The sequence below is a fragment of the Nostoc sp. genome, assembly GCF_041747015.1.
GTDB lineage: Bacteria > Cyanobacteriota > Cyanobacteriia > Cyanobacteriales > Nostocaceae > Nostoc.
In genome coordinates, this window is record NZ_JBGTFY010000136.1 from 1 (window position 1) to 18,965 (window position 18,965).

General features: G+C 41.9%; 17 protein-coding genes. 8 read left to right on the forward strand and 9 right to left on the reverse strand.

Annotated elements, in window-relative coordinates:
- Both ACEW80_RS09825 and ACEW80_RS09830 read left to right on the forward strand, forming a co-directional pair.
- The coding region (locus ACEW80_RS09825) for a scytonemin biosynthesis sensor histidine kinase (RefSeq protein WP_373526391.1) at positions 1-1,567 on the forward strand (1,567 nt) is incomplete at its 5' end.
- A gap of 182 nt (positions 1,568-1,749) precedes the next feature.
- Entirely contained in the window at positions 1,750-2,622 is an 873-nt protein-coding gene (locus ACEW80_RS09830) for a response regulator (RefSeq protein WP_373526392.1), read from the forward strand.
- Positions 2,623-2,921: 299 nt separating this feature from the next.
- On the opposite strand, the gene ACEW80_RS09835 is transcribed toward ACEW80_RS09830, so the two are convergent.
- Positions 2,922-4,220: a dihydrolipoamide acetyltransferase family protein gene (locus ACEW80_RS09835; RefSeq protein WP_373526393.1), complete on the reverse strand. Its 1,299-nt coding sequence runs from the start codon at positions 4,218-4,220 to the stop codon at positions 2,922-2,924.
- Between the two features lie 391 nt (positions 4,221-4,611).
- Here ACEW80_RS09835 and ACEW80_RS09840 point away from each other — a divergent pair, with 391 nt between their 5' ends.
- Positions 4,612-5,136: a hypothetical protein gene (locus ACEW80_RS09840; RefSeq protein WP_373526394.1), complete on the forward strand. Its 525-nt coding sequence runs from the start codon at positions 4,612-4,614 to the stop codon at positions 5,134-5,136.
- Between the two features lie 41 nt (positions 5,137-5,177).
- Here ACEW80_RS09840 and ACEW80_RS09845 read toward each other — a convergent pair whose 3' ends face one another.
- Positions 5,178-5,627, reverse strand: coding sequence for a YlqD family protein (locus ACEW80_RS09845; RefSeq protein ID WP_373526395.1), 450 nt, complete (start codon positions 5,625-5,627; stop codon positions 5,178-5,180).
- Between the two features lie 41 nt (positions 5,628-5,668).
- A complete protein-coding gene (locus ACEW80_RS09850; RefSeq protein WP_373526396.1) occupies positions 5,669-7,675 on the reverse strand; it encodes a long-chain fatty acid--CoA ligase in 2,007 nt (668 codons plus the stop codon).
- A gap of 246 nt (positions 7,676-7,921) precedes the next feature.
- Here ACEW80_RS09850 and ACEW80_RS09855 point away from each other — a divergent pair, with 246 nt between their 5' ends.
- Positions 7,922-8,167: a hypothetical protein gene (locus ACEW80_RS09855; protein WP_373526397.1), complete on the forward strand. Its 246-nt coding sequence runs from the start codon at positions 7,922-7,924 to the stop codon at positions 8,165-8,167.
- 169 nt (positions 8,168-8,336) lie between these two features.
- Here ACEW80_RS09855 and ACEW80_RS09860 read toward each other — a convergent pair whose 3' ends face one another.
- From ACEW80_RS09860 to ACEW80_RS09875, 4 genes are all read right to left on the reverse strand, one after another.
- Entirely contained in the window at positions 8,337-8,960 is a 624-nt protein-coding gene (locus ACEW80_RS09860; protein WP_373526398.1) for a hypothetical protein, read from the reverse strand.
- 44 nt (positions 8,961-9,004) lie between these two features.
- Positions 9,005-9,577 (reverse strand): Uma2 family endonuclease, encoded by a 573-nt coding sequence (locus ACEW80_RS09865; protein WP_373526399.1) that lies wholly within the window; start codon positions 9,575-9,577, stop codon positions 9,005-9,007.
- A gap of 17 nt (positions 9,578-9,594) precedes the next feature.
- A complete protein-coding gene (gene recQ, locus ACEW80_RS09870; protein ID WP_373526406.1) occupies positions 9,595-11,757 on the reverse strand; it encodes a DNA helicase RecQ in 2,163 nt (720 codons plus the stop codon).
- 479 nt (positions 11,758-12,236) lie between these two features.
- Positions 12,237-13,559, reverse strand: coding sequence for a dihydroorotase (locus ACEW80_RS09875; protein ID WP_373526400.1), 1,323 nt, complete (start codon positions 13,557-13,559; stop codon positions 12,237-12,239).
- Between the two features lie 244 nt (positions 13,560-13,803).
- Here ACEW80_RS09875 and lepB point away from each other — a divergent pair, with 244 nt between their 5' ends.
- Positions 13,804-14,445: a signal peptidase I gene (lepB, locus tag ACEW80_RS09880; protein WP_373526401.1), complete on the forward strand. Its 642-nt coding sequence runs from the start codon at positions 13,804-13,806 to the stop codon at positions 14,443-14,445.
- Between the two features lie 232 nt (positions 14,446-14,677).
- Complete coding sequence (locus ACEW80_RS09885) at positions 14,678-15,463, forward strand: MOSC domain-containing protein (RefSeq protein WP_373526407.1); 786 nt, start codon at positions 14,678-14,680, stop codon at positions 15,461-15,463.
- Between the two features lie 510 nt (positions 15,464-15,973).
- Here ACEW80_RS09885 and gatB read toward each other — a convergent pair.
- Together gatB and ACEW80_RS09895 are read right to left on the reverse strand one after the other, a co-directional pair.
- Positions 15,974-17,494 carry an Asp-tRNA(Asn)/Glu-tRNA(Gln) amidotransferase subunit GatB gene (gene gatB, locus ACEW80_RS09890; protein ID WP_373526402.1) on the reverse strand — a complete coding sequence of 507 codons (1,521 nt, stop codon included), beginning with the start codon at positions 17,492-17,494 and terminating at the stop codon, positions 15,974-15,976.
- Positions 17,495-17,710: 216 nt separating this feature from the next.
- Entirely contained in the window at positions 17,711-17,869 is a 159-nt protein-coding gene (locus tag ACEW80_RS09895) for a hypothetical protein (protein ID WP_373526403.1), read from the reverse strand.
- 97 nt (positions 17,870-17,966) lie between these two features.
- Between ACEW80_RS09895 and ACEW80_RS09900 the strand changes: the two genes are divergently transcribed.
- Together ACEW80_RS09900 and ACEW80_RS09905 are read left to right on the forward strand one after the other, a co-directional pair.
- Entirely contained in the window at positions 17,967-18,206 is a 240-nt protein-coding gene (locus tag ACEW80_RS09900) for a hypothetical protein (RefSeq protein WP_373526404.1), read from the forward strand.
- Between the two features lie 137 nt (positions 18,207-18,343).
- A complete protein-coding gene (locus ACEW80_RS09905) occupies positions 18,344-18,541 on the forward strand; it encodes an NblA/ycf18 family protein (protein ID WP_373526405.1) in 198 nt (65 codons plus the stop codon).
- Positions 18,542-18,965: the final 424 nt, after the last annotated feature.

The following is an 18,965-nucleotide window of genomic DNA, read 5'->3' on the forward strand; positions in this document are numbered from 1 at the left end:
GACTGATGAATTCAAGGGTGTCAAAGACTATTTGCAACAGGAAGTTTCTCAACTAAAGACAAAGGAGGTAGAACTAGAAAAATCCCTATCATTACTTCGTTCTACCCTTGAATCTACTGCCATTGGTATTGTTGCAGTTAATTTTGAGGGAGATATTCTGAGCTTGAATCAGAAATTTGTGGATATGTGGCAGATCCCAGAGTTCTTAATACTATCCAAAAAATGTCCTCAGTGCAAAACATTTTTCGAGAACCAACTTAAAGACCCCCAAGCTTTTAGTCGGCTGATTTGGGAAGTATCTAGCCAATCTGATTTTGAGAGCTACGACATTCTAGAGTTGAAAGATGGGAGAGTTTTTGCACACTACTCTAAACCTCAGTGTCTCGAAGGCAAAATTATTGGTAGAGTCTGGAGTGTTTGGGACATTACTGAATCCAAACAGACTGAGGAAGCATTACGGCTGAACGCAACTAGATTTCGGACTTTAGCAGAAACGACAGATGCTAGCACTTTTTTAATTCAAGGAACACGGCTTTGCTACATAAATCCAGCAGTAGAACAACTGACTGGTTACACAAAAGAAGAACTGCTGACAGGGTTTGATCTTCGCCGACTGATTAAGAGCAAAAAATGCCGGGAGGTGCGTAACGAGGGTGAAGCAGCTAACTTTCAATACCAGGAGATGAATATTCTCACAAAAAACGGCACAGAGCGCTGGCTAGCTTGCGCGGTTGCCATGTTGGATGGAGGGCTGGATTTTGGGGGGAAACCAGTCGAAATGGTTGCAGCCATTGATATTACCGATTATAAATATGCAGAATTAGGTCTTAACCAAGCTTTAGAACAAGCAAAACAACTTAGCGAACTTAGAGCGCGTTTTCTTTCTATGGTTTGCCATCAATTTCGGACTCCGCTGAATATTGTTTCATTTTCTAATAGCTTATTAAAGGAAGAAGTAGACAAACGTACACAGAAGAAAATCCAACCACTACTCGACCACATTCAAAAAGCCACCGAACAACTCAGCCAGATGTTGGATGATATTCTGTTCTTCTCTAAGGCAGAATCAGCAAAATTAAACTTTGAGCCAAAACCGCTTGAGTTAGTTGAGTTCTGTAATGATTTAGTTGCCCAAATGCAAATGAGCATTAGCCAAATCCCGATTAATTTTGTTAGTCAAGATAACTCCTTAACAGTCTGCGTAGATAAAAAACTGTTGGAGCCTATTTTGAAGAATTTGCTTGACAATGCAATTAAGTATTCTACCTCGAAGATTGCAATTGAGTTGAAACTATCTTGCAAAAATGGGAAAGTAATTTTCCAGGTAAAAGATCGGGGGATTGGTATTTCATTAGTAGATCAACAACGAATATTTGAACCATTCTACCGAGGTAGCAATATTGATCATATATCTGGTACTGGACTAGGGCTATCGATTCTTAAAACCCTTGTAGACTTACATCACGGTCAGATTTCTGTAGAAAGTGAAGTTGATGTGGGCAGTGCGTTTACTGTGATATTGCCATTAATAAAATCAGAGTTCAGCGTTTCCGAGTGTAAGTGTTGAGATAAAGATAGTTTTTATTTTACAACTTAACACTTATAACTCCCACTAAGAGGATGTTTGAAAAGTCCTCTTATAGCCAAATACTTTTCAAACAACCTCTAAAAGATAATTAATCTCATGCCGATTTACACTCAGCAAAGAGTTTAATAACCATTGACCACAAAAAGTTCTGGTGATAGAAAATGCTCAACGAATTGTCAAATAAAATTCTTGTCATTGAAGATGATAACGTTACCCGCAATCTTTACTTAAAGGGTCTTAAGGCTAAAGGTTTTGATATGATCGGTGCTGACAACGGTCATGCTGGATACCAGCAAGCACGAGAGCATATACCCGACTTAGTGATTTGCGATATCATGATGCCCGATATGGACGGTTATCAGGTTTTAGATAAGCTACGGAAAGATCCTCTTACAGAAATTATTCCTTTAATTTTTCTGACTGGTAGTAGTACCAAAGCAGATGTTCGCAAAGCTATGGAATTGGGAGCAGATGATTATCTTACCAAACCCTCTACATTAGACGAATTGCACAATGCGATCGCTATCCGACTGCAAAAGCAAGCTACTCTCAAATCCTGGTGGGCTACTAAATTTGAGAAAGCTCCAAAATCAATATTTGCAGATAAGGCTACAGCGATCGCCCAAAGCGTTGGCGTAGCTCCTGATACAGAAGACAACATTCCTTCTGAGTCAATTTTTCCCTGCATTCCCCAATTAAAAGAAATTTTTGACTTTATCGAAGCCCATTATCACCAAGGAATTACTTTGTGTGATGTGGCTGAGGCAGTTGGTTACTCACCTGCTTACTTAACTAACCGAGTAGCAAGGCAGACGGGCGAGACTGTAAACTGCTGGATTGTCAAACGCCGGATGGTGGGAGCTCGTTTCTTACTCCAAAATAATAATCAGACGGTCGAGAAAATTGCCAAAGCGTTGGGCTATCAAGATGTGTCTCATTTTTCGCGCCAGTTTCGTCAACATCACGGATTACCTCCCCAGGCTTGGCGCAAAGAGCATCAAATTGGATCGCCAAAACCGGTAAAACTTTGGTAAAAACGTTGAAAGCAGATTTGACTGTTGTTTTAACAAAGCAGGAATCAGAAGTCAGAAGTCAGAATACCCCACGCCTTAAATCAGGGGTTTCAGTCACAAAAAGAATTTTTTCTTCTTTACAATTAAAATCGCTTGCTCTAAACCTCTGTTTCCATACATTTCGCAAAGAATTCCTTTTGGATTCTGGCTGCTGAATTCTGAATTCTTCTTCGGTAAGTATTGTTTGTTGTTAGCGCTACTCTACGACAAACTGCTACTCGCCCATAGCGCTAACGTATAAATTTGATGCCTTTTCAAAACTACATTGTCAAAGATTGAGGATTCGTCTCAATTAACTTCGCTAAATCTTGCAAGAACGCCGCAGCATGGGCACCATAAATAATCCGGTGGTCAGAAGTAATATTGACTTGCATTTGTTGCTGCACGCCAAATAAACCTTCGGCTGTTGCTACCACTTGCGGACGGGATGCCCCGATCGCTAAAATTGAACCTTGTCCAGGCGGTAAAATCGCATCAAATTTGTCTACGCCAAACATCCCCAAATTTGACAGAGTAAAAGTACCACTGTTGTATTCTTGGGGCTGTAATTGTTTTGCCCTGGCCCGTTCTACTAAAGACTTCCAAGTGCGCGATAGAGAATATATATCTACTGCGTCTGCATTTTGCAGCACAGGCGTAATCAATCCGCCATCATCCATCGCTACTGCTACGGAAATATTGATATCAGAATGATAGACAATTCCTTGGTCTGAGTAACTGGCATTTAACAATGGGTGTTTTTGTAACGTCACCGCTACAGCTTTCGCCAGTAGCGCTGTCATCGTCACGCCTTTGGATTTAATTTGTTTATAAAGTTTGTCTAATCCATCAGTAGTAATTGTATAACCGACACGGAAGACAGGCACGGATACGGTAGCTACCATGTTCCGTACTACAGCATTTTGGAAGGTAGTTAGAGGCACGATTTGACCAGGAACAGCCGCTACTGCGGTTGGGGGTGCTGGTGTCCGAGGTGCTGAGGGCGCAGGGGCGCTGGTTACTACAGGTGCTGGTGGAGCAACTGGTGTGGTGGCGGGTTGCTTGCCTTTATTGGACAATGCTTCTACATCTTCGGCGACGATGCGACCGTGGGGACCACTGCCTTGGAGTGTAGTTAAATCAACTTTGAGTTCTTTGGCTAACTTACGGGCACGGGGTGAAGCTACAAGCCTTCCTTCTTGGTGGTTAGACCCGTTTTGAGCCGCTAAGGCAGGTGTGGCAACTGAGGCTGTGGCGGCGGGGATTAATTCCGGGGAAGAGGTAGTAGCAGCCGCGCCGCCAGAATTGGCCAGAGATTTTGCCTGTTCAATTTCAGCTTCCGTTTCGGCAATAAAGGCGATCGCAGATCCTACCGGGGCAGTTTCACCAGCTTCAACTATGATATGTGCTAGAAATCCCTCATAAAAGGTTTCTACATCCATATCTGCCTTATCTGACTCGACAACCACCACTGTTTCGCCTTTTTCCACTTTGTCACCTGGCGATTTCACCCAGGAAACGATTTTGCCTTCGGTCATGGTAGAACTCAGCGCCGGCATAAATACTTCGTGAATGCTCATAGGGTGGTTTGAAAATCAATAATTTATGGACTTTAACAGCTTTTGCCACATCAAATTGTATCTTGGCAGCAGAGTTTTGGCATGGAAATTTTATATTTTGGTTGGGGAGTGGGGGGAGAGTTACTAACCCTTGACTCCAGGAACCTAAATATAACTTACAGGTCTATAGTACAGAGCTATCCTCAATGATTACTCAGTATCGTGTTTTGGTTATTGACTTTTACAAACCATCACGAATTTCTCACAAATCAACTAGGATTGCTATATATTTTATATTCCTCATCCCACTGCTGAAGATATGGGAACCTCTCATAGTTAGAGGATATGGGGTGCAGTTTAATCTAGAATTCAAAATTGGTAATAAGCCTGTTTGAAATTCCTGTTTAATTTTATGTCAACAAAGTTGAAATTCTTTTTGATTGTAATATTAAGTATTTTTGCCACTGCTAGCGCTGGAGTTTATGTTACTCAGCGCCAGCAATCTGTACCGATTATTGAGACTAGTGATAGACAAACTCAGCAGGTGGCAGCAATACATCAGTCTCAGGAGATTGTGCCATACTCAGAGCGTTCTGATTATAAAACTATACCTCTAGAAAGTATTAACTCATCTCTCCAAGGTAGCGATCCTGCTATCCTCGCCCTAAGTGCCTTTGAAGACGTAGCATTAGCGGGAGCAACGCGAAAGGTAGAAGTAACTTATCCGCAACCAAATCAGTCCTCAGTGACGATTACGCAAATCAAGCGGGGTGATAATGCAGTTGGTGCAGTTAAATATCGAGTTGAGATGACCACCTTTGGGCGATCGCTTTTTATTAGCTCACCTCCAATGTGGCAAATTGTTTGGGCTGGCTCCCAGGCGCAATGTTCGGCTGGGAGCCGCCCCCACACAAAGTTAAATCACATCTGTCGTTAGTCATTAGTCATTGGTCACAAAACAAATGACTAATGACAAATTTAAATGTCGCCGCGAATTTCTTCTACAATGCCATCGCGCAGAACGATTTCGACCTGCATTTTGCTAATTAGGTTATCACCAATTTCTACCCGGAAAAAGCCTTCCATTTGGAATTGGTTGACTTCTTGATCCTGCTGGAGAAACTGTACTTGCTGGAGGTTTTGCAGCAACTGATTTTTCTGCTCTAGCAGTTCACTTTTCTTTTGATTGACTTGGAGTTGGATATTGTCAATTTGTTGGAGAGTCTGGGGGCCAGGTGGTTGCAGACTCTGCTTTTGAATTGCAGTAACAGCTCTTTGTCCTTCGACTTCTAGCTGTTGCAGTTGTTGGTCGATTTGATTGATTTGCGTTTGTAGTTGCTGTTGTACTTCCTCTTTCCAGAGGGGAGTAACAATGACTTTGACGTTAACAACACGTTTCAGGAGCAAATTGGATTTGGAGACATCCATAAATATTTCACGTTCACTCTTATAGTTAGCAGGTGGAATTATCAGGCAAACATCCCGTCAATAATATCGTGATAGCGTTCCGTAACGACGTGTCGTCGGACTTTTAGTGTTTGTGTCATCAAGCCATTTTCGATGGAAAACTGTTCCAAAATGAGTTTGAACGTCCCGATGCGGTCATCCGGTCGATAACCTGGACGATTTTGCACTTCCCGATTCAATTCTTGCCGAAATAAATCCTGGATCATTTTACTCTCCAACTCAATTTTTTGACTAGGTGAGGAAGTAATCTGATCGTTCTGCGTATCCAGTATTAGATTCTGAGTCGCTGCCCATTTTTCTAAAGCTTCGAGATTGGGGACGATTAAGGCTCCCAGGCTGCGCCGATCTTGGCCGACGAGCATAATTTGATCGATGTAGGGCGATCGCAAACACGCATCTTCGATCGGCTGCGGTTCGATGTTTTCCCCGTTAGTCAATACAATCGTATCCTTCGCTCTGCCAGTCAACACTAAGTCGTCTTGTGGTGTCAGCCAACCCAAATCGCCGCTATCAAACCAACCTTCCGCGTCAATTGCTTTCGCTGTCGCTTCGGGATTTTGATAATATCCTGGCATAATCTGTGGTCCCCTCAACAATACTAAGCCTCGCTTCTCTATTGGTAGAGACGCTTTTGTCTCAGGATCTACGATTTTAGCTTCTGTAGCCGGAAGTGGTTGCCCTGATGCACCAATCAAATTTCGCCAAGGACGACGCACATGGGTAACAGGAGAAGTTTCTGTTAAGCCATAGCCTTGCAAAATTTGCACACCAATAATTTCAAAAAAGTTATCTATGTGCCTAGGAAGCGCACCGCCGCCGCTAATCATCTGCTTAACTTGTCCTCCCGTTGCTTCCCGCACCTTGGCATAAACCAGTCGTTCTCCCAAAGCATGGAGGGGTAATAAAGCCGATGCTTGTATCCTCGCTGCTAATCGTTCGCCGGCTGATGCATGAAGATTATTTAAATTCAACCCTTGAGCAACTCGCCGCGCTTTGATATATTTCTCGCTAACACCGAATAAAAAGTTAATTAGGCGCTGCTTATTCGCTGGTTGTTCGCGGAACTGCTTTTGCACTCCTTCATAAATCGATTCCCACAGACGCGGTACACCTACCATGTAGTTCGGTTTAAATTGTCTCAAATCTCCTTTTACAGAGCGTAAGTTGGTATAAATTTGTGTGCAACCCTGAGATAATAAGTAATACTCAACAGTCCGTTCGTAGCTATGCCATGAAGGCAGGATGCTGAGAACTATATCGCCTACGTTTGGTTGCAATACTGTCCCAAATGTTGTTACTTGATGCATCAAATTGTTATAAGACAGCATTACACCCTTGGGTTTGCCCGTAGTACCGGAGGTGTAAATTAGGGTTGCCAGAGCGTCACGATTTTGCAAGACTTGCACAAAATTATGATTTATCCCAATTTCGATCAGCTGGGCAAAGTTCAACACCTTTAGGGTTCCTTCTGTCGGTGGTGCTTCATCCGAAAGTAGGATTACTAGTTGAATTGATAGATCATTGAGGCGAGATGCTCCTAACGTCGCTACCGCTTCGCTACCTTGCAATTTTTTAAGTGTCTTTAAATCCTCAACTACTATTGCCGTACTGCCACTATTAGCGATGATAAACAGCAGTTCTTCTTTTTCGGCTTGGGAGCTACGCACTACATCAACTCCTCCAGCAGTCATTATGCCTTGATCGGCAATAAACCAGCGGGGACTGTTGTCAGCAATCAGGGAAATGCGATCGCCTACCTTTACTCCCAACGCCTGCAACCCAGCAGCAAATAGCCGTATTTGCTCTGCTAACTGGGTATAAGTAATCGCTACTTCTGGTTTAGCGTTAGGGTTGCGGAGGGCGACAACATCACCAAATCGCCCGGCTGCTAAAGGCCAAATTTCTGGTAGCGATTCTACATTTGTGTAATCTACCAACCGCTTTAATGCCTGACGTTCTTGCTCACTGATGTTAGATAAAAAAGAAGACGCAGGTGGGATTTTTGACATAGCACCTTACCTAAATTTTGTAAACTGATCGTAATTGTTAGCTTATTTTGTTATTCCGCTACAATAACCATCCTCATTATCCACATTCCCTTTTGTGTATAATAATTCCAGGAATTCCACGTTTTTATTTACAAAAATTTATGTTAAGATTAGTTAAATAGATTGCAAGCAATAGATTATATTTGCATCTAAGAATAGCGATGTCTACGACGGGCTACGCCTATTTTTCACAAGGGATGATTACCTATGAATTTGATAGACGCTACATTGCTAACGCTGCTCAATATTACTGCTTGTATGGCGTTACCTAAGATTTTAGCTATCTTTGTGGCTGATAAAACCAAACTTACTGAAGCGTTGCCGAATGGTTCAAAATTACAAGCAGCCAGAGTCAAACTTACCAGTTTTCCTTATTGTACAGCTTACCCATTGACAGGTAGTCAATACTGTAAATTCAGTCCTGATTTCTGTGCCAAGTGTTCTCCGAATTAATGGACTATTTGCAAGCCCGCCTCAGAATGAATTCTGAGTCTAATAGCGAAAGTCGTCTAAAGAGGACTGAGACTCATGTTATAGTCCGTTTTAACGGACTTTAGTTATAAGAAAAGGAACTTTAGTTTTGGGCGGTTTATGTCTAGAATGAAATAGCCCTGGGTCTAAGCTAGTGATTAGTATTACTAAGAATTCCTACAAGTACTCTAACTAATTCTTCTAAACCTTCTGGAACGCGATAAAGTTTAGTATCTTCTATGATATGTTTTTCCTGTCTTTGCAATAGTCCAAATTTCCAATCATATCCATTGGTAACAGCTCCATATAATATAGAGTTAGGGGAATCTACCCACTGGTCTAATGCTAATAATTCTACCGCTAGCTGACTAAATCCTCTTTTTAAATCTGATTGTTTAGCCTCAATAACTAAAAGTGAACTCTGGGAAACTAGATAATAGTCAAATGTACCTTTAAGCTGTTCACTAACATTAACAGTATACTCAATATAAAGAATAGATTGTGTTTGGTCACAAACTTCTACAAGAATCGGAGAAATTAACATTTCTCTAATAGCTATTTCTGCAACTGAATCAAAGATTGATATATTGCGTTTTAGATAGCGATTTAGAAAGTCTAAATATGTTATCTCCTTTATATAAGTAGGTAGTTCTAGTGCCTTCTTTTCATAGCTACAATTAAAATCTGTGAGAATATCTTTAGTTATATAAGGTAGCTCAAAATATTTACTAAACGTATAACTCTGCCCAGGTTGGATAATCCGCTTAATAGTCATGTTGTATTCCCTGGTTTAAATTCTGGTTTAATTTACGATAAATTTTAAACAGGGAAAAACTGGTTTACAGTACAGCTAAAACCAGGCAACAGGGGAGAAATTATATTATCACTACTAAATAGGGTTTCTACCAACTTAAGTTGATTTTGTTCGCGTCGATAGACCTCTAGTTTACGCGATCGCCAATCAGCAATCCAATATTCTTTCACTCCTCTGGAAGAATAAAGTTTGAGTTTCGCTTCTTTATCGCGTCTTAAGTCTTCTTTGCTATTAGACAAAACTTCGACTACTAAATCTGGTGCGCCACTTAAATGTCCTGCTTCATCCAACGTTAGCGCCAAGGTTTCCTTAGTAGCCCAAACTACATCAGGAATCACATTATCTGATTCTGAAAATAAAACGCCAGGGTTGATCACGGCTTCTCCTAAACCAGTCAACTCCGACCAAATATCAAGTTGTCGAAAAATCTTGCCACAAGTTTGCTGGTGTTTAAAGTGAGGTGCCCTGGTCATAAATAATTCTCCATCAACTATCTCGTAGCGCGTCCCTTCATTTTCTGGTAACAGTTCCACATCGTGGGTTGTCCAGCGTACTCCTGTATTAAGTATTTGACTCATTGGTTACTCCTTAATTATTACTTGCGATTTTCGCGCCGCCATTTACTCCGTAATAAACGAATTTCATCAAAAGTATAACTTTCACCTAGTTGTTCTTTGATGGGAGTGAGGGAAATATCACCGAGTACTTCTAAAACTTGCCAAATTTTTTGTTGATGTTCTAGAGGTACTAATTGATTTAAATCAACTGGCTGATTTTTCTCAATTAGTTTTTCTAAATGATTGCTAACTGTTGCTGGACTAAGGTTGCGTTTTTGGGCAATTTGAGCGATATTTAAACCTTGTTGATGTAATTGTAATGTCTGTAATTCGGTGTAAGAAGACGAGTTGGAAGATGATGCGGAAGCAGAAGTAACAGATTTATTTTGCAAACCTTTTTCTTGGCGGTAGGCGCGAATTTCTGTAATAAACTTTTCGCCATATTGAGCGAGTTTGTGACTACCTACACCAGAAAGTTTCGCAAATTCAACTAAGGTTTGGGGTTGTACCTGTACCATCAATTTTAAAGTGGAATCGTGGAAGATGACGTAAGGTGGTACAGATTGCTCATCAGCTAATTGTTTACGTAGCGATCGCAACTTCTGTAATAATATTTCTGCAACTTCTGCTTTTTCACTCCCCTGTTCCCAGGTAATTTTTTGGACTGTGGTTACAGCTAGGGAAACTGGGCGTTGTTTTCGCATTACCTCCCAACTTAAGGCATTTAGTTTTAAAACTGAGTAACCATCGCTAGTTTGTTCTATTAACCCTTGATGTAAAAGCGATCGCCCCAACATTCGCCATTCATCTAGAGTTCTATCTTTACCAATACCATAAGTAGAAAGTTTATCGTGTTCGTACTGGATAATTTTGTCTTTTTTTGCTCCCCGCAACACATCAATTATGTGCAGCATCCCAAATCTTTCTTTGCAACGCGCCACACAAGATAAAAACTTCATGGCTTCAATTGTCCAATCTTGCATCGGTTTGGGATGACGACAATTGTCACAGTTACCGCAATTCCCAGGAAACCTTTCTCCAAAATAACCCAGTTGAATTGTGCGCCGGCAATCAGTGCCTTCAGCGTAATCGATCATCTGCCGCAATTGTTGTTTGGCAATCAACTGTTCTTGAGGATTAGTTTTTTGATCAATGCTCCATTCAATTGTTTTAACATCACCAAAGCTGAAAAATATTGTACACCGAGATGGTTCTCCGTCTCTACCTGCTCTACCCGATTCTTGATAATAACTTTCGATATTTCTGGGCAGATCAAAGTGAACTACCAACCGCACATCTGGTTTATTAATTCCCATTCCAAAGGCGACTGTTGCCACCATAACTCGGACATCATCTCGAATAAATCGCGTTTGATTACTACTACGTTCCTCATCAGTTAATCCGGCGTGATAAGGCAAAACAATAACTTGATCATTTTGCAGTTTAAAAGTGAGTTCATCAACTTTTTTACGAGTTAAAGAATAAATAATTGTCGAACCTTCAGTTTCTCGAATTAGTTCTAACAATTCGGCGTAAGCATATTTAGTTTTAGGACGAACTTCGTAATAAAGATTTTCCCGGTTAAAACTGGCAAGATGGATGCTAGGTTGCTTTAGTCCTAGTTGTTGAATAATATCACTACGGACGCGATCGGTTGCTGTGGCGGTGAGGGCGACGGTAGGTACATCAGGATAGCGTTTTCTCAGAGATTTTAACTGGCGATATTCTGGACGAAAATCGTGTCCCCACTCAGAGACGCAGTGCGCTTCATCAATAGCAAAACTAGAAATACCGATTTTTTCTTTAACTAAATCGAGAAACGGTAGAAACCTTTCACTCAGCAGACGTTCCGGGGCGACGTATAATAATTTTACTTTACCGCTAAGGATGGCTTCTTCCCGCGATCGCACCTGGTAAGGATTCAAACTGCTATTCAGAAATGTCGCATTAATATTATTATTTCGCAGTGCTTCTACTTGGTCTTGCATCAAAGCAATTAATGGCGACACCACCACCGTTAAACCTTTTTTCAACAGTGCCGGTAATTGAAAACACAGAGATTTCCCCCCACCAGTTGGCATCACAACCATTAAATCTCGATTTTGTAGCGCTTCTTCGATAATTTGCCGTTGTCCGGGGCGGAATTGGTCATAACCGAAGTGATGTTTTAGCGATTGTTCGAGATGGGGATACTGAAGCATAGCGATACCTACGGTGGGCTTCTCTACGAGACGCTGCGCGAATGCCAACGCTTTTTTCAGGGCTTTCTGCGTGGGTAGTTATTGAAGATATCGGTATTTTAACCCACATCTTCGGTTAGAGGATGAATGAACAAGTCCTATTCTTGGTAGCAAATACTTTGAGATCCCCCTAAATCCACGCCACATGCTTCTCCTTGCCGGAGACGCTGCGCGTAGCTTGCTTCCCCGAAGGGGTACAAGTCGGCAGAGCCGCCCAACGCAGTGGCTCCCCTTAAAAAAGGGGGACTTTGATTCCGGTTCCCTCCTTCTTTAAGCTATCCATTACCCGGATATTTCTTAACATTTGCGAGAGTGATCCTCACGTTTTTTCTAAAACTTATTCGTTCGTTGTTCATTCTCAATAAAAACCTAATTTTAGCGAGAAGACTAAGAGCTAATTTGTCAAGTTTCTATTCAGCTTGCGTAACCTAAAGAAATATTTAATGCAAAAAAGTTAAAGCTTGTCCCCGCACTTGCTTATTTACTTGACCTTTGTCATAAACAATTTCACCGCCGACAATGGTAGTTGTAGCCCAGCCGGTGAGGTTCCAGCCTTCAAAGGGACTCCAACCACACTTGGTTAAAAGTTCCTCGCGCCGGACTGGACGGTATGTATTTAAATCTACAAGCACTAAATCGGCATCGTAGCCAGGTGCGATCGCTCCCTTGTTAGGAATACCATAAGCCACAGCTACAGCTTTGGACATCCAGTTCACAACTTGGGCTACTGTACAGTGTCCTTGCATTGCCGCCGTTAACATTAAAGCTAGGGAAGTTTCTACCCCAGGCATTCCCGAAGGACTATTGGGGTATTCTTGAGCTTTTTCTTCTAAGGTGTGCGGCGCGTGATCTGTAGCGATAAAATCAATTACGCCATCGCGCAAAGCTTGCCAGAGAACTTCGTTATCGTGGGGCGATCGCAAAGGTGGATTCATCTGTGCTAAAGTGCCAATCTGCTCATAAGCACTAGTATTTAACAACAAATGCTGTGGTGTCACCTCCGCTGTTACCCAACTAGGTTTATCTTGACGCAGCAAATCTGCTTCAATTGCTGTTGACATATGCAAAATATGCAAACGACGTTGATATTTTTGAGAAAGTTTTAATGCCAGTTGAGTTGCCAACAGCGCCGCTTGATCATCTTGAATTTGCGAGTGAACGGCTGGATCGTGAATATTAGCAAATTCTTGGCGGCGTTGGTTGATTCTAGCTTGGTCTTCGGCATGAACAGCAATCAAGCGATCGCCTTTAGCAAATATCGCAGAGAGTGCTGTTTCGCCATCAACCAACAACTGACCATGCATCGACCCCATAAAAATCTTAATTCCTGGTGTTGGCTTTGCCAAAAGCAAATCTGGTAAATTCTCTGCTGTTGCCCCAATAAAAAAGCCATAATTAACCAAGGACTTGTGTGAGGCACGTTCTAGCTTGTCGTCTAAAGCCTGCTGTGTCGTTGTCAAGGGGCGCGTATTGGGCATTTCCAAAAAGGAAGTGACTCCGCCTTTAGCGCAGGCACAACTGGCTGTGAATAAATCTTCCTTGTGTTCTAGTCCTGGTTCCCGAAAATGTACCTGCGGATCAATGACTCCTGGCAACAAAGTTAAACCTTGTGCGTCAATTTCTGTGGCTGGTGTTGTCTGGGAGATTTCTGGCGCAACTTCGACTATTTGGCGATCGCGCGTCAACACATCCCCAATCATCAGTTCACCATTGGGTAGGATAATCCGAGCGTGGCGAATTAGTAAAATTTGTGGAGATGACATAGAGCTAAAAAAGTTCAGACAAGGAGCTACATATTACAGAAAACTATGCTTTTAGGTTAAACTGAGTCGCTCTCTGAGTAACCAATTCTTAGTGCGCGTTAAAAAAAGTTTATTTTTAATTTATGAAGAACCCCGTCAAGATGCGAACACGACTAGGAAATTAAAGTTTTCCCGTTAAGATTAACAGATAAAGTCTCACTAGGTGAGTTAATTACCTACATCTTTTTTTCAGTTAAGTAATTTCATGCAAAATCAAGTGCCTGATAACAACTCTAGTCAACAACCCGATAATTCCTGGATCGCAGAGCTAGGTAGAACAATTATATTAAGCATTGTTCTAGCTCTGGGAATTCGCACCTTTGTTGCTGAAGCCCGCTGGATTCCATCTGGGTCGATGGAACCGACTCTGCATGGTACGCCAAACCAGTGGGAAGCAGACAAAATCATTGTCGATAAATTGAAATATAAATTTGCTGATCCGCGACGAGGAGATATAGTAGTATTTTCACCTACAAAAGAACTGCAAAAAGAACAATACCAGGATGCTTTCATCAAACGTGTAATTGGCTTACCTGGAGAAAAAATACAACTTAGGGATGGCAAAGTCTATATCAACAACAAACTCCTCCCAGAAACTAATTATCTTGGCTCTGGGCAGAGTACAGTAATTGATGTTTGCCAATCAGGACCACAGCCACCTTTTTTGGCGAAACCTCAGACCATACCATCTGACTCCTACTTAGTACTAGGTGATAATCGTAACAGTAGTTATGATGGCCGCTGCTGGGGTGTTGTCCCCCGCGAGAATATTATTGGACGTGCTATAGTTCGCTTCTGGCCTCTAAATCATGTTGGAGGAATAGATAAATCACCAATATATCCATAAGTAACAAAAGAATTTTGGATTAAAGATTGGAGACTGCGAAATCATCAATATTTAATCCAAAATCCGTCTTAAAAAGTTTGCTACGGAGAGAAATCCTCCTTACACGCCAGTTTGCACAACGGGGAAGCAGCCGTTTGAGCGGATTGCTGTGGGAAAATACGCAAGTAACTGGCTCAACTTTTGTCTCCGACACGCTACGCGAACGCAAAATCTAAAATCCCAAATTGCTATGATGCCTTACCTAGCCAAGATTTTACTATATCCGGTTAAATCACTGGATGGTGTTGAAGTTAAAAACGCTAGAGTACTTGCCAGTGCTGCATTACAGCATGACCGCGAATTTGCCATTTTTGACGAACAGGGTAGATTTGTCAATGGCAAACGTCATGCTAAAATCCATTTACTAAGGGCTCAATTTGCCCTTTTAAATAGAACTATCTCGTTGCAAATCCCAGGCAGCGACTCACAAAAAATTTTTCATCTGGATGAGGAACGGCAGGCGTTAGAAGCAACTTTAAGTGATTTTTTTGGGTTTGCTGTTACATTCAGGCAAAACTCTCTGATGGGCTTTCCTGATGATACAGACTCACTTGGCCCAACGGTAATTAGTACAGCAACGTTGGCAGAAGTAACCTCTTGGTTCCCCGGTTTGAGTATAGATGAAATGCGTCGTCGGATGCGTATCAACATCGAGATTGATGGTGTACCAGCATTTTGGGAAGATCAGCTATTTAGTGAACAAGATGATTTAGTCTCCTTTCGAGTCGGAGATGTGGACTTTTTTGGGGTTAAACCATGTCAGCGTTGTATAGTCCCAACACGCGATTCTTATTTAGGGGAAGCTTACCCAAACTTTCAAAAAATCTTTGCAACCCAGCGACAAGCAACTCTACCAAATTGGGTTGCTTTATCGCCTTTTAATCACTTTTACAGATTGAGTGTCAATACCCATTTACCCCCATCGTCAGCCGGAAAAATTTTAAAAATCGGCGATGAGGTTAATATACTTACACAATAAAGTTAACATTTATATCAGAATAAAAATACTAAGTAAATTTTTTGGGATTTTTTTGTTTTTACGGACAAGGATTATTGATTAGCTATCAAAATTATCGTGCCAAAAATTCAATATAACTCCACTCTCAATACAGTTCGGATAAGACTCGATCCCCCCAACCCCACTTAAAAAAGGGGGCTAAGAATAACTCTATTTCCCCCTTTTTAAGGGGAGCCAGCGAGGTCTTCTCCCTTCTCTACGAGACGCTCCGCGTTCGCGGAGCGTCTCGTAGAGAAGGCGTTAGCCTCTCCCTTTGGGAGAAGGGGAGACGCTAAAAGCGATAGCGCAGCGTTAGCGAGTCCGCGTACTCTTACAGAGAAGCAAGCTACGCTTTTAGCCTCTCGTAGAGAGCGTCTGGGGGTTTCCCCCATGAGCGACTGGCGTGGACTAAGGGGGATCTTTAAGAACTATGCACCTTAACCGAACCGTATTACCTCCCGTCTTACCCCACAATTTTGGGTTAGTTGAATATTAGGCGTTCAGTTTTTTCTCCACCAATTCGTTAGTTAGCTTAGGATCAGCACGTTTGCCTGTCTTTTTCAAAACCTGTCCAACAAAGAAGCCTTTGAGGTTAGTGTTACCGCCGCGATACTTTTCTAGTTCTTTGAGATTGGCGGCTATGACTTCATCAACGATAGGTTCCAGTACACTAGGATCGGTGATTAGTTCTTGACCAGCAAAGGCTTTATCAGGAGAGATACCACTGAGCAAATCTGGCAGCTTTTCTTTAGCTTGGGCGTTGCTAATTTTACCCGTTTCAATCCGATTGATGATATCAGCTAGATTGGTGGGAGTCAAGGCGATTTCAGTAATACTGAGTTTTTGTTTATTGAGATGTGCTGCAATATCTTGAGTAATCCAGTTTGCAGCAGCTTTCGGATTCGCTCCAGATGCGATCGCTGCTTCAAAATATTCGGATACAGGATGATCTTCTGTCAAGACTCGCGCATCGTAAGTTGAAAGCCCTAACTCATTTTGGTAATGATGGCGTTTTTGGGCTGGTAGTTCTGGTAGTTCACTGCGCCACAGTTCTAATTGGGCATCTGACACCTCAATTGGTGTTAAATCTGGTTCGGGGAAGTAGCGGTAATCGCTAGAACCTTCCTTAATCCGCATACTACTTGTACGTTGAGTGCCTTCTTCCCACAGACGAGTTTCTTGGATAATGCTCGCGCCTGCTTCGACGGCGGCGATTTGGCGTTCAATTTCGTAGTCAATCGCCCGTTGAATGGCGTTGAACGAGTTCATGTTTTTAATTTCTACCTTGGTGCCAAATTCCTTTCTTCCTACTGGACGCACAGAGATGTTGACATCGCAGCGCAGAGATCCTTCTTGCATATTGCCGTCACTCACGCCGAGATACCGCACAATCCGGCGCAATTCCTCGGCGTATTCAGCAGCTTCTATTCCCGAACGCAAGTCGGGTTCTGAGACAATTTCCACTAATGGTATACCTGCGCGATTGTAGTCTACCAGAGAATAGGTAGAACCAGAAAGGCGAGTCTCGTTCCGAGAGGCTTCTCTACGAGAGGCTTCGCCAACGCCAACGCTGCCAGCGTGTACCAATTTTCCAGCATCTTCCTCCATGTGCAGACGTGTGATGCCAATACGCTTGCGAGTGGGATTACCCTCAGCATCTACCAACTCAATTTCTAACCAACCATGTTCAGCGATCGGTAAGTCATATTGAGAAATTTGGTAATTTTTGGGTAAGTCAGGATAAAAATACTGTTTACGGTCAAATTTGCTATATTTAGCAATTTGACAATTTAGTGCCAAACCAGTTTTGACGGCGTATTCTAATACTTTTTGATTTAGTACAGGTAAGACCCCAGGTAAACCCATACAAACCGGGTCGATGTTAGTATTAGGGTCAGCACCGAATGCCGTAGAACTATTAGAGAAAATCTTGGTATTAGTACTCAGTTGACAATGGGTTTCTAGACCAATAATCGCTTCGTACTCAGTTTTCACAGTTGTAGCAGTAGTCATAATATCAGTCTTTGGGCATAATTCTTCTTAGGGTACTATTGTAGCGGCGTATTGAGTTGCTCTGAAGACGGTTATTTGGGTGAGCAATGCTTACCCTCTTAAGCTTGAAAAGGATGTGTAGACGCTAAGGTGAAGAAAATCTTGATTATTGGTTCTGAGGATGTTGGTAAATCTACCTTAGCCCGCCAACAGTGAATCATCTTAGGCTTAGAAGTACTATTTACAGTCATTGCGAGCGATCGCAATGACATTATGTAATTGATTCCGTCCGATTACTTGGAATTTAGGTTCTGACTTGGGTTGCCACAATGGAGTGACATCAAGGTTTTCAACAGCAAGTACGGCATTTATAACCGACTTAGTACGGTTTACCACCCCTTTGCTTTTTGTAAAGCTATTGCAACATTTGTTTACATAAGGTAATATTTAGTTACATAAGCAAATCCAAATAAAAGAGTAAGTAATAAAAGCGATGAAAACTGATTTTGATTTCCCTAAAAAAGATTTAATTAGCCCCGTTGTTTTTCGCCCTGATTTTAATAACTTTGAGACAATTAATACTAACCAAGCTTGGTCATTATTTTTTACAGCAGGTCAACAGGACAACAGCCTGGGACAAGAAGCTGAATTAGGTAAGTTTTTCACTAACGTTTTAATTGCTATAGGAGTGACAGGAATCCTTTGGGCAACTTTCTTCAGTAACTTGGGATAAACGGTATTAGAACCTCAAGGTGATGCAACGTCTTTTCTGACGAAAAATCTCAGACCTAGCATCTGGAGAATGATTGCAAATTCTAGAATTCGTTTGACATAAATTAATTTTCGCCCAGTTGGGCGATTGAGCCTGCAATGAATCAACCCATTACATTATCTTTAGAACAAGAATTTAGCCTGAGAACCTTTGCTGACCAAGTGCAGCAAATGTCCCGTGAACAAGCTCAAGAGTTTTTGCTTATGCTCTATAAGCAGATGATAATTCGGGAAACGACTTACCGAGAATTGCTCAAGCATGAATGGGAACTTGATTCCGACCCAATCTTTGGCTAAAAGTTAAGGGGGAAAGGGTTTGAATTTACCTTTACCCTTTACCTCTCAGACAGGAAAAGAGACACTTTCGCAACAAATCGAATCCCTCCAGAAAATTTTTAAGGGGTAGGTTAGGTTGAGGAACGAAACCCAACATTTTCAGGGCTTTGTTGGGTTTCACGACCTTCAAACCAACTTAATACCGCTACGCATCAGCAAGTTACGACGCAATAAAGTTTTAAGTGTCAATTCTGGTGACAAAACTGCTGATTTATACCTGAGTAGAGTAAATTATTTTTTAAAATCAATACCTTAGCCAAATCGAAAAATGCCTGGATTCGTAGGTTGGGTTGAGGCACGAAACCCAACAAATACGTTGGGTTTTGCTTCCCTACGGGACGCTACGCGAACGCTCAACCCAACCTACAAAAAAATGGCGAAGGTA

Excerpts from the sequence above, each read along its gene's own strand:
- ACEW80_RS09840 (WP_373526394.1), top strand. The coding sequence starts at position 4,612 with ATGTCAACAAAGTTGAAATTCTTTTTGATTGTAATATTAAGTATTTTT.
- ACEW80_RS09835 (WP_373526393.1), bottom strand. The coding sequence starts at position 4,220 with ATGAGCATTCACGAAGTATTTATGCCGGCGCTGAGTTCTACCATGACC.
- ACEW80_RS09830 (WP_373526392.1), top strand. The coding sequence starts at position 1,750 with ATGCTCAACGAATTGTCAAATAAAATTCTTGTCATTGAAGATGATAAC.
- ACEW80_RS09865 (WP_373526399.1), bottom strand. The coding sequence starts at position 9,577 with ATGAGTCAAATACTTAATACAGGAGTACGCTGGACAACCCACGATGTG.
- ACEW80_RS09845 (WP_373526395.1), bottom strand. The coding sequence starts at position 5,627 with ATGGATGTCTCCAAATCCAATTTGCTCCTGAAACGTGTTGTTAACGTC.
- ACEW80_RS09900 (WP_373526404.1), top strand. The coding sequence starts at position 17,967 with ATGAAAACTGATTTTGATTTCCCTAAAAAAGATTTAATTAGCCCCGTT.
- ACEW80_RS09885 (WP_373526407.1), top strand. The coding sequence starts at position 14,678 with ATGCCTTACCTAGCCAAGATTTTACTATATCCGGTTAAATCACTGGAT.
- ACEW80_RS09905 (WP_373526405.1), top strand. The coding sequence starts at position 18,344 with ATGAATCAACCCATTACATTATCTTTAGAACAAGAATTTAGCCTGAGA.
- recQ (WP_373526406.1), bottom strand. The coding sequence starts at position 11,757 with ATGCTTCAGTATCCCCATCTCGAACAATCGCTAAAACATCACTTCGGT.
- ACEW80_RS09850 (WP_373526396.1), bottom strand. The coding sequence starts at position 7,675 with ATGTCAAAAATCCCACCTGCGTCTTCTTTTTTATCTAACATCAGTGAG.
- ACEW80_RS09860 (WP_373526398.1), bottom strand. The coding sequence starts at position 8,960 with ATGACTATTAAGCGGATTATCCAACCTGGGCAGAGTTATACGTTTAGT.
- ACEW80_RS09875 (WP_373526400.1), bottom strand. The coding sequence starts at position 13,559 with ATGTCATCTCCACAAATTTTACTAATTCGCCACGCTCGGATTATCCTA.
- lepB (WP_373526401.1), top strand. The coding sequence starts at position 13,804 with ATGCAAAATCAAGTGCCTGATAACAACTCTAGTCAACAACCCGATAAT.
- gatB (WP_373526402.1), bottom strand. The coding sequence starts at position 17,494 with ATGACTACTGCTACAACTGTGAAAACTGAGTACGAAGCGATTATTGGT.
- ACEW80_RS09855 (WP_373526397.1), top strand. The coding sequence starts at position 7,922 with ATGAATTTGATAGACGCTACATTGCTAACGCTGCTCAATATTACTGCT.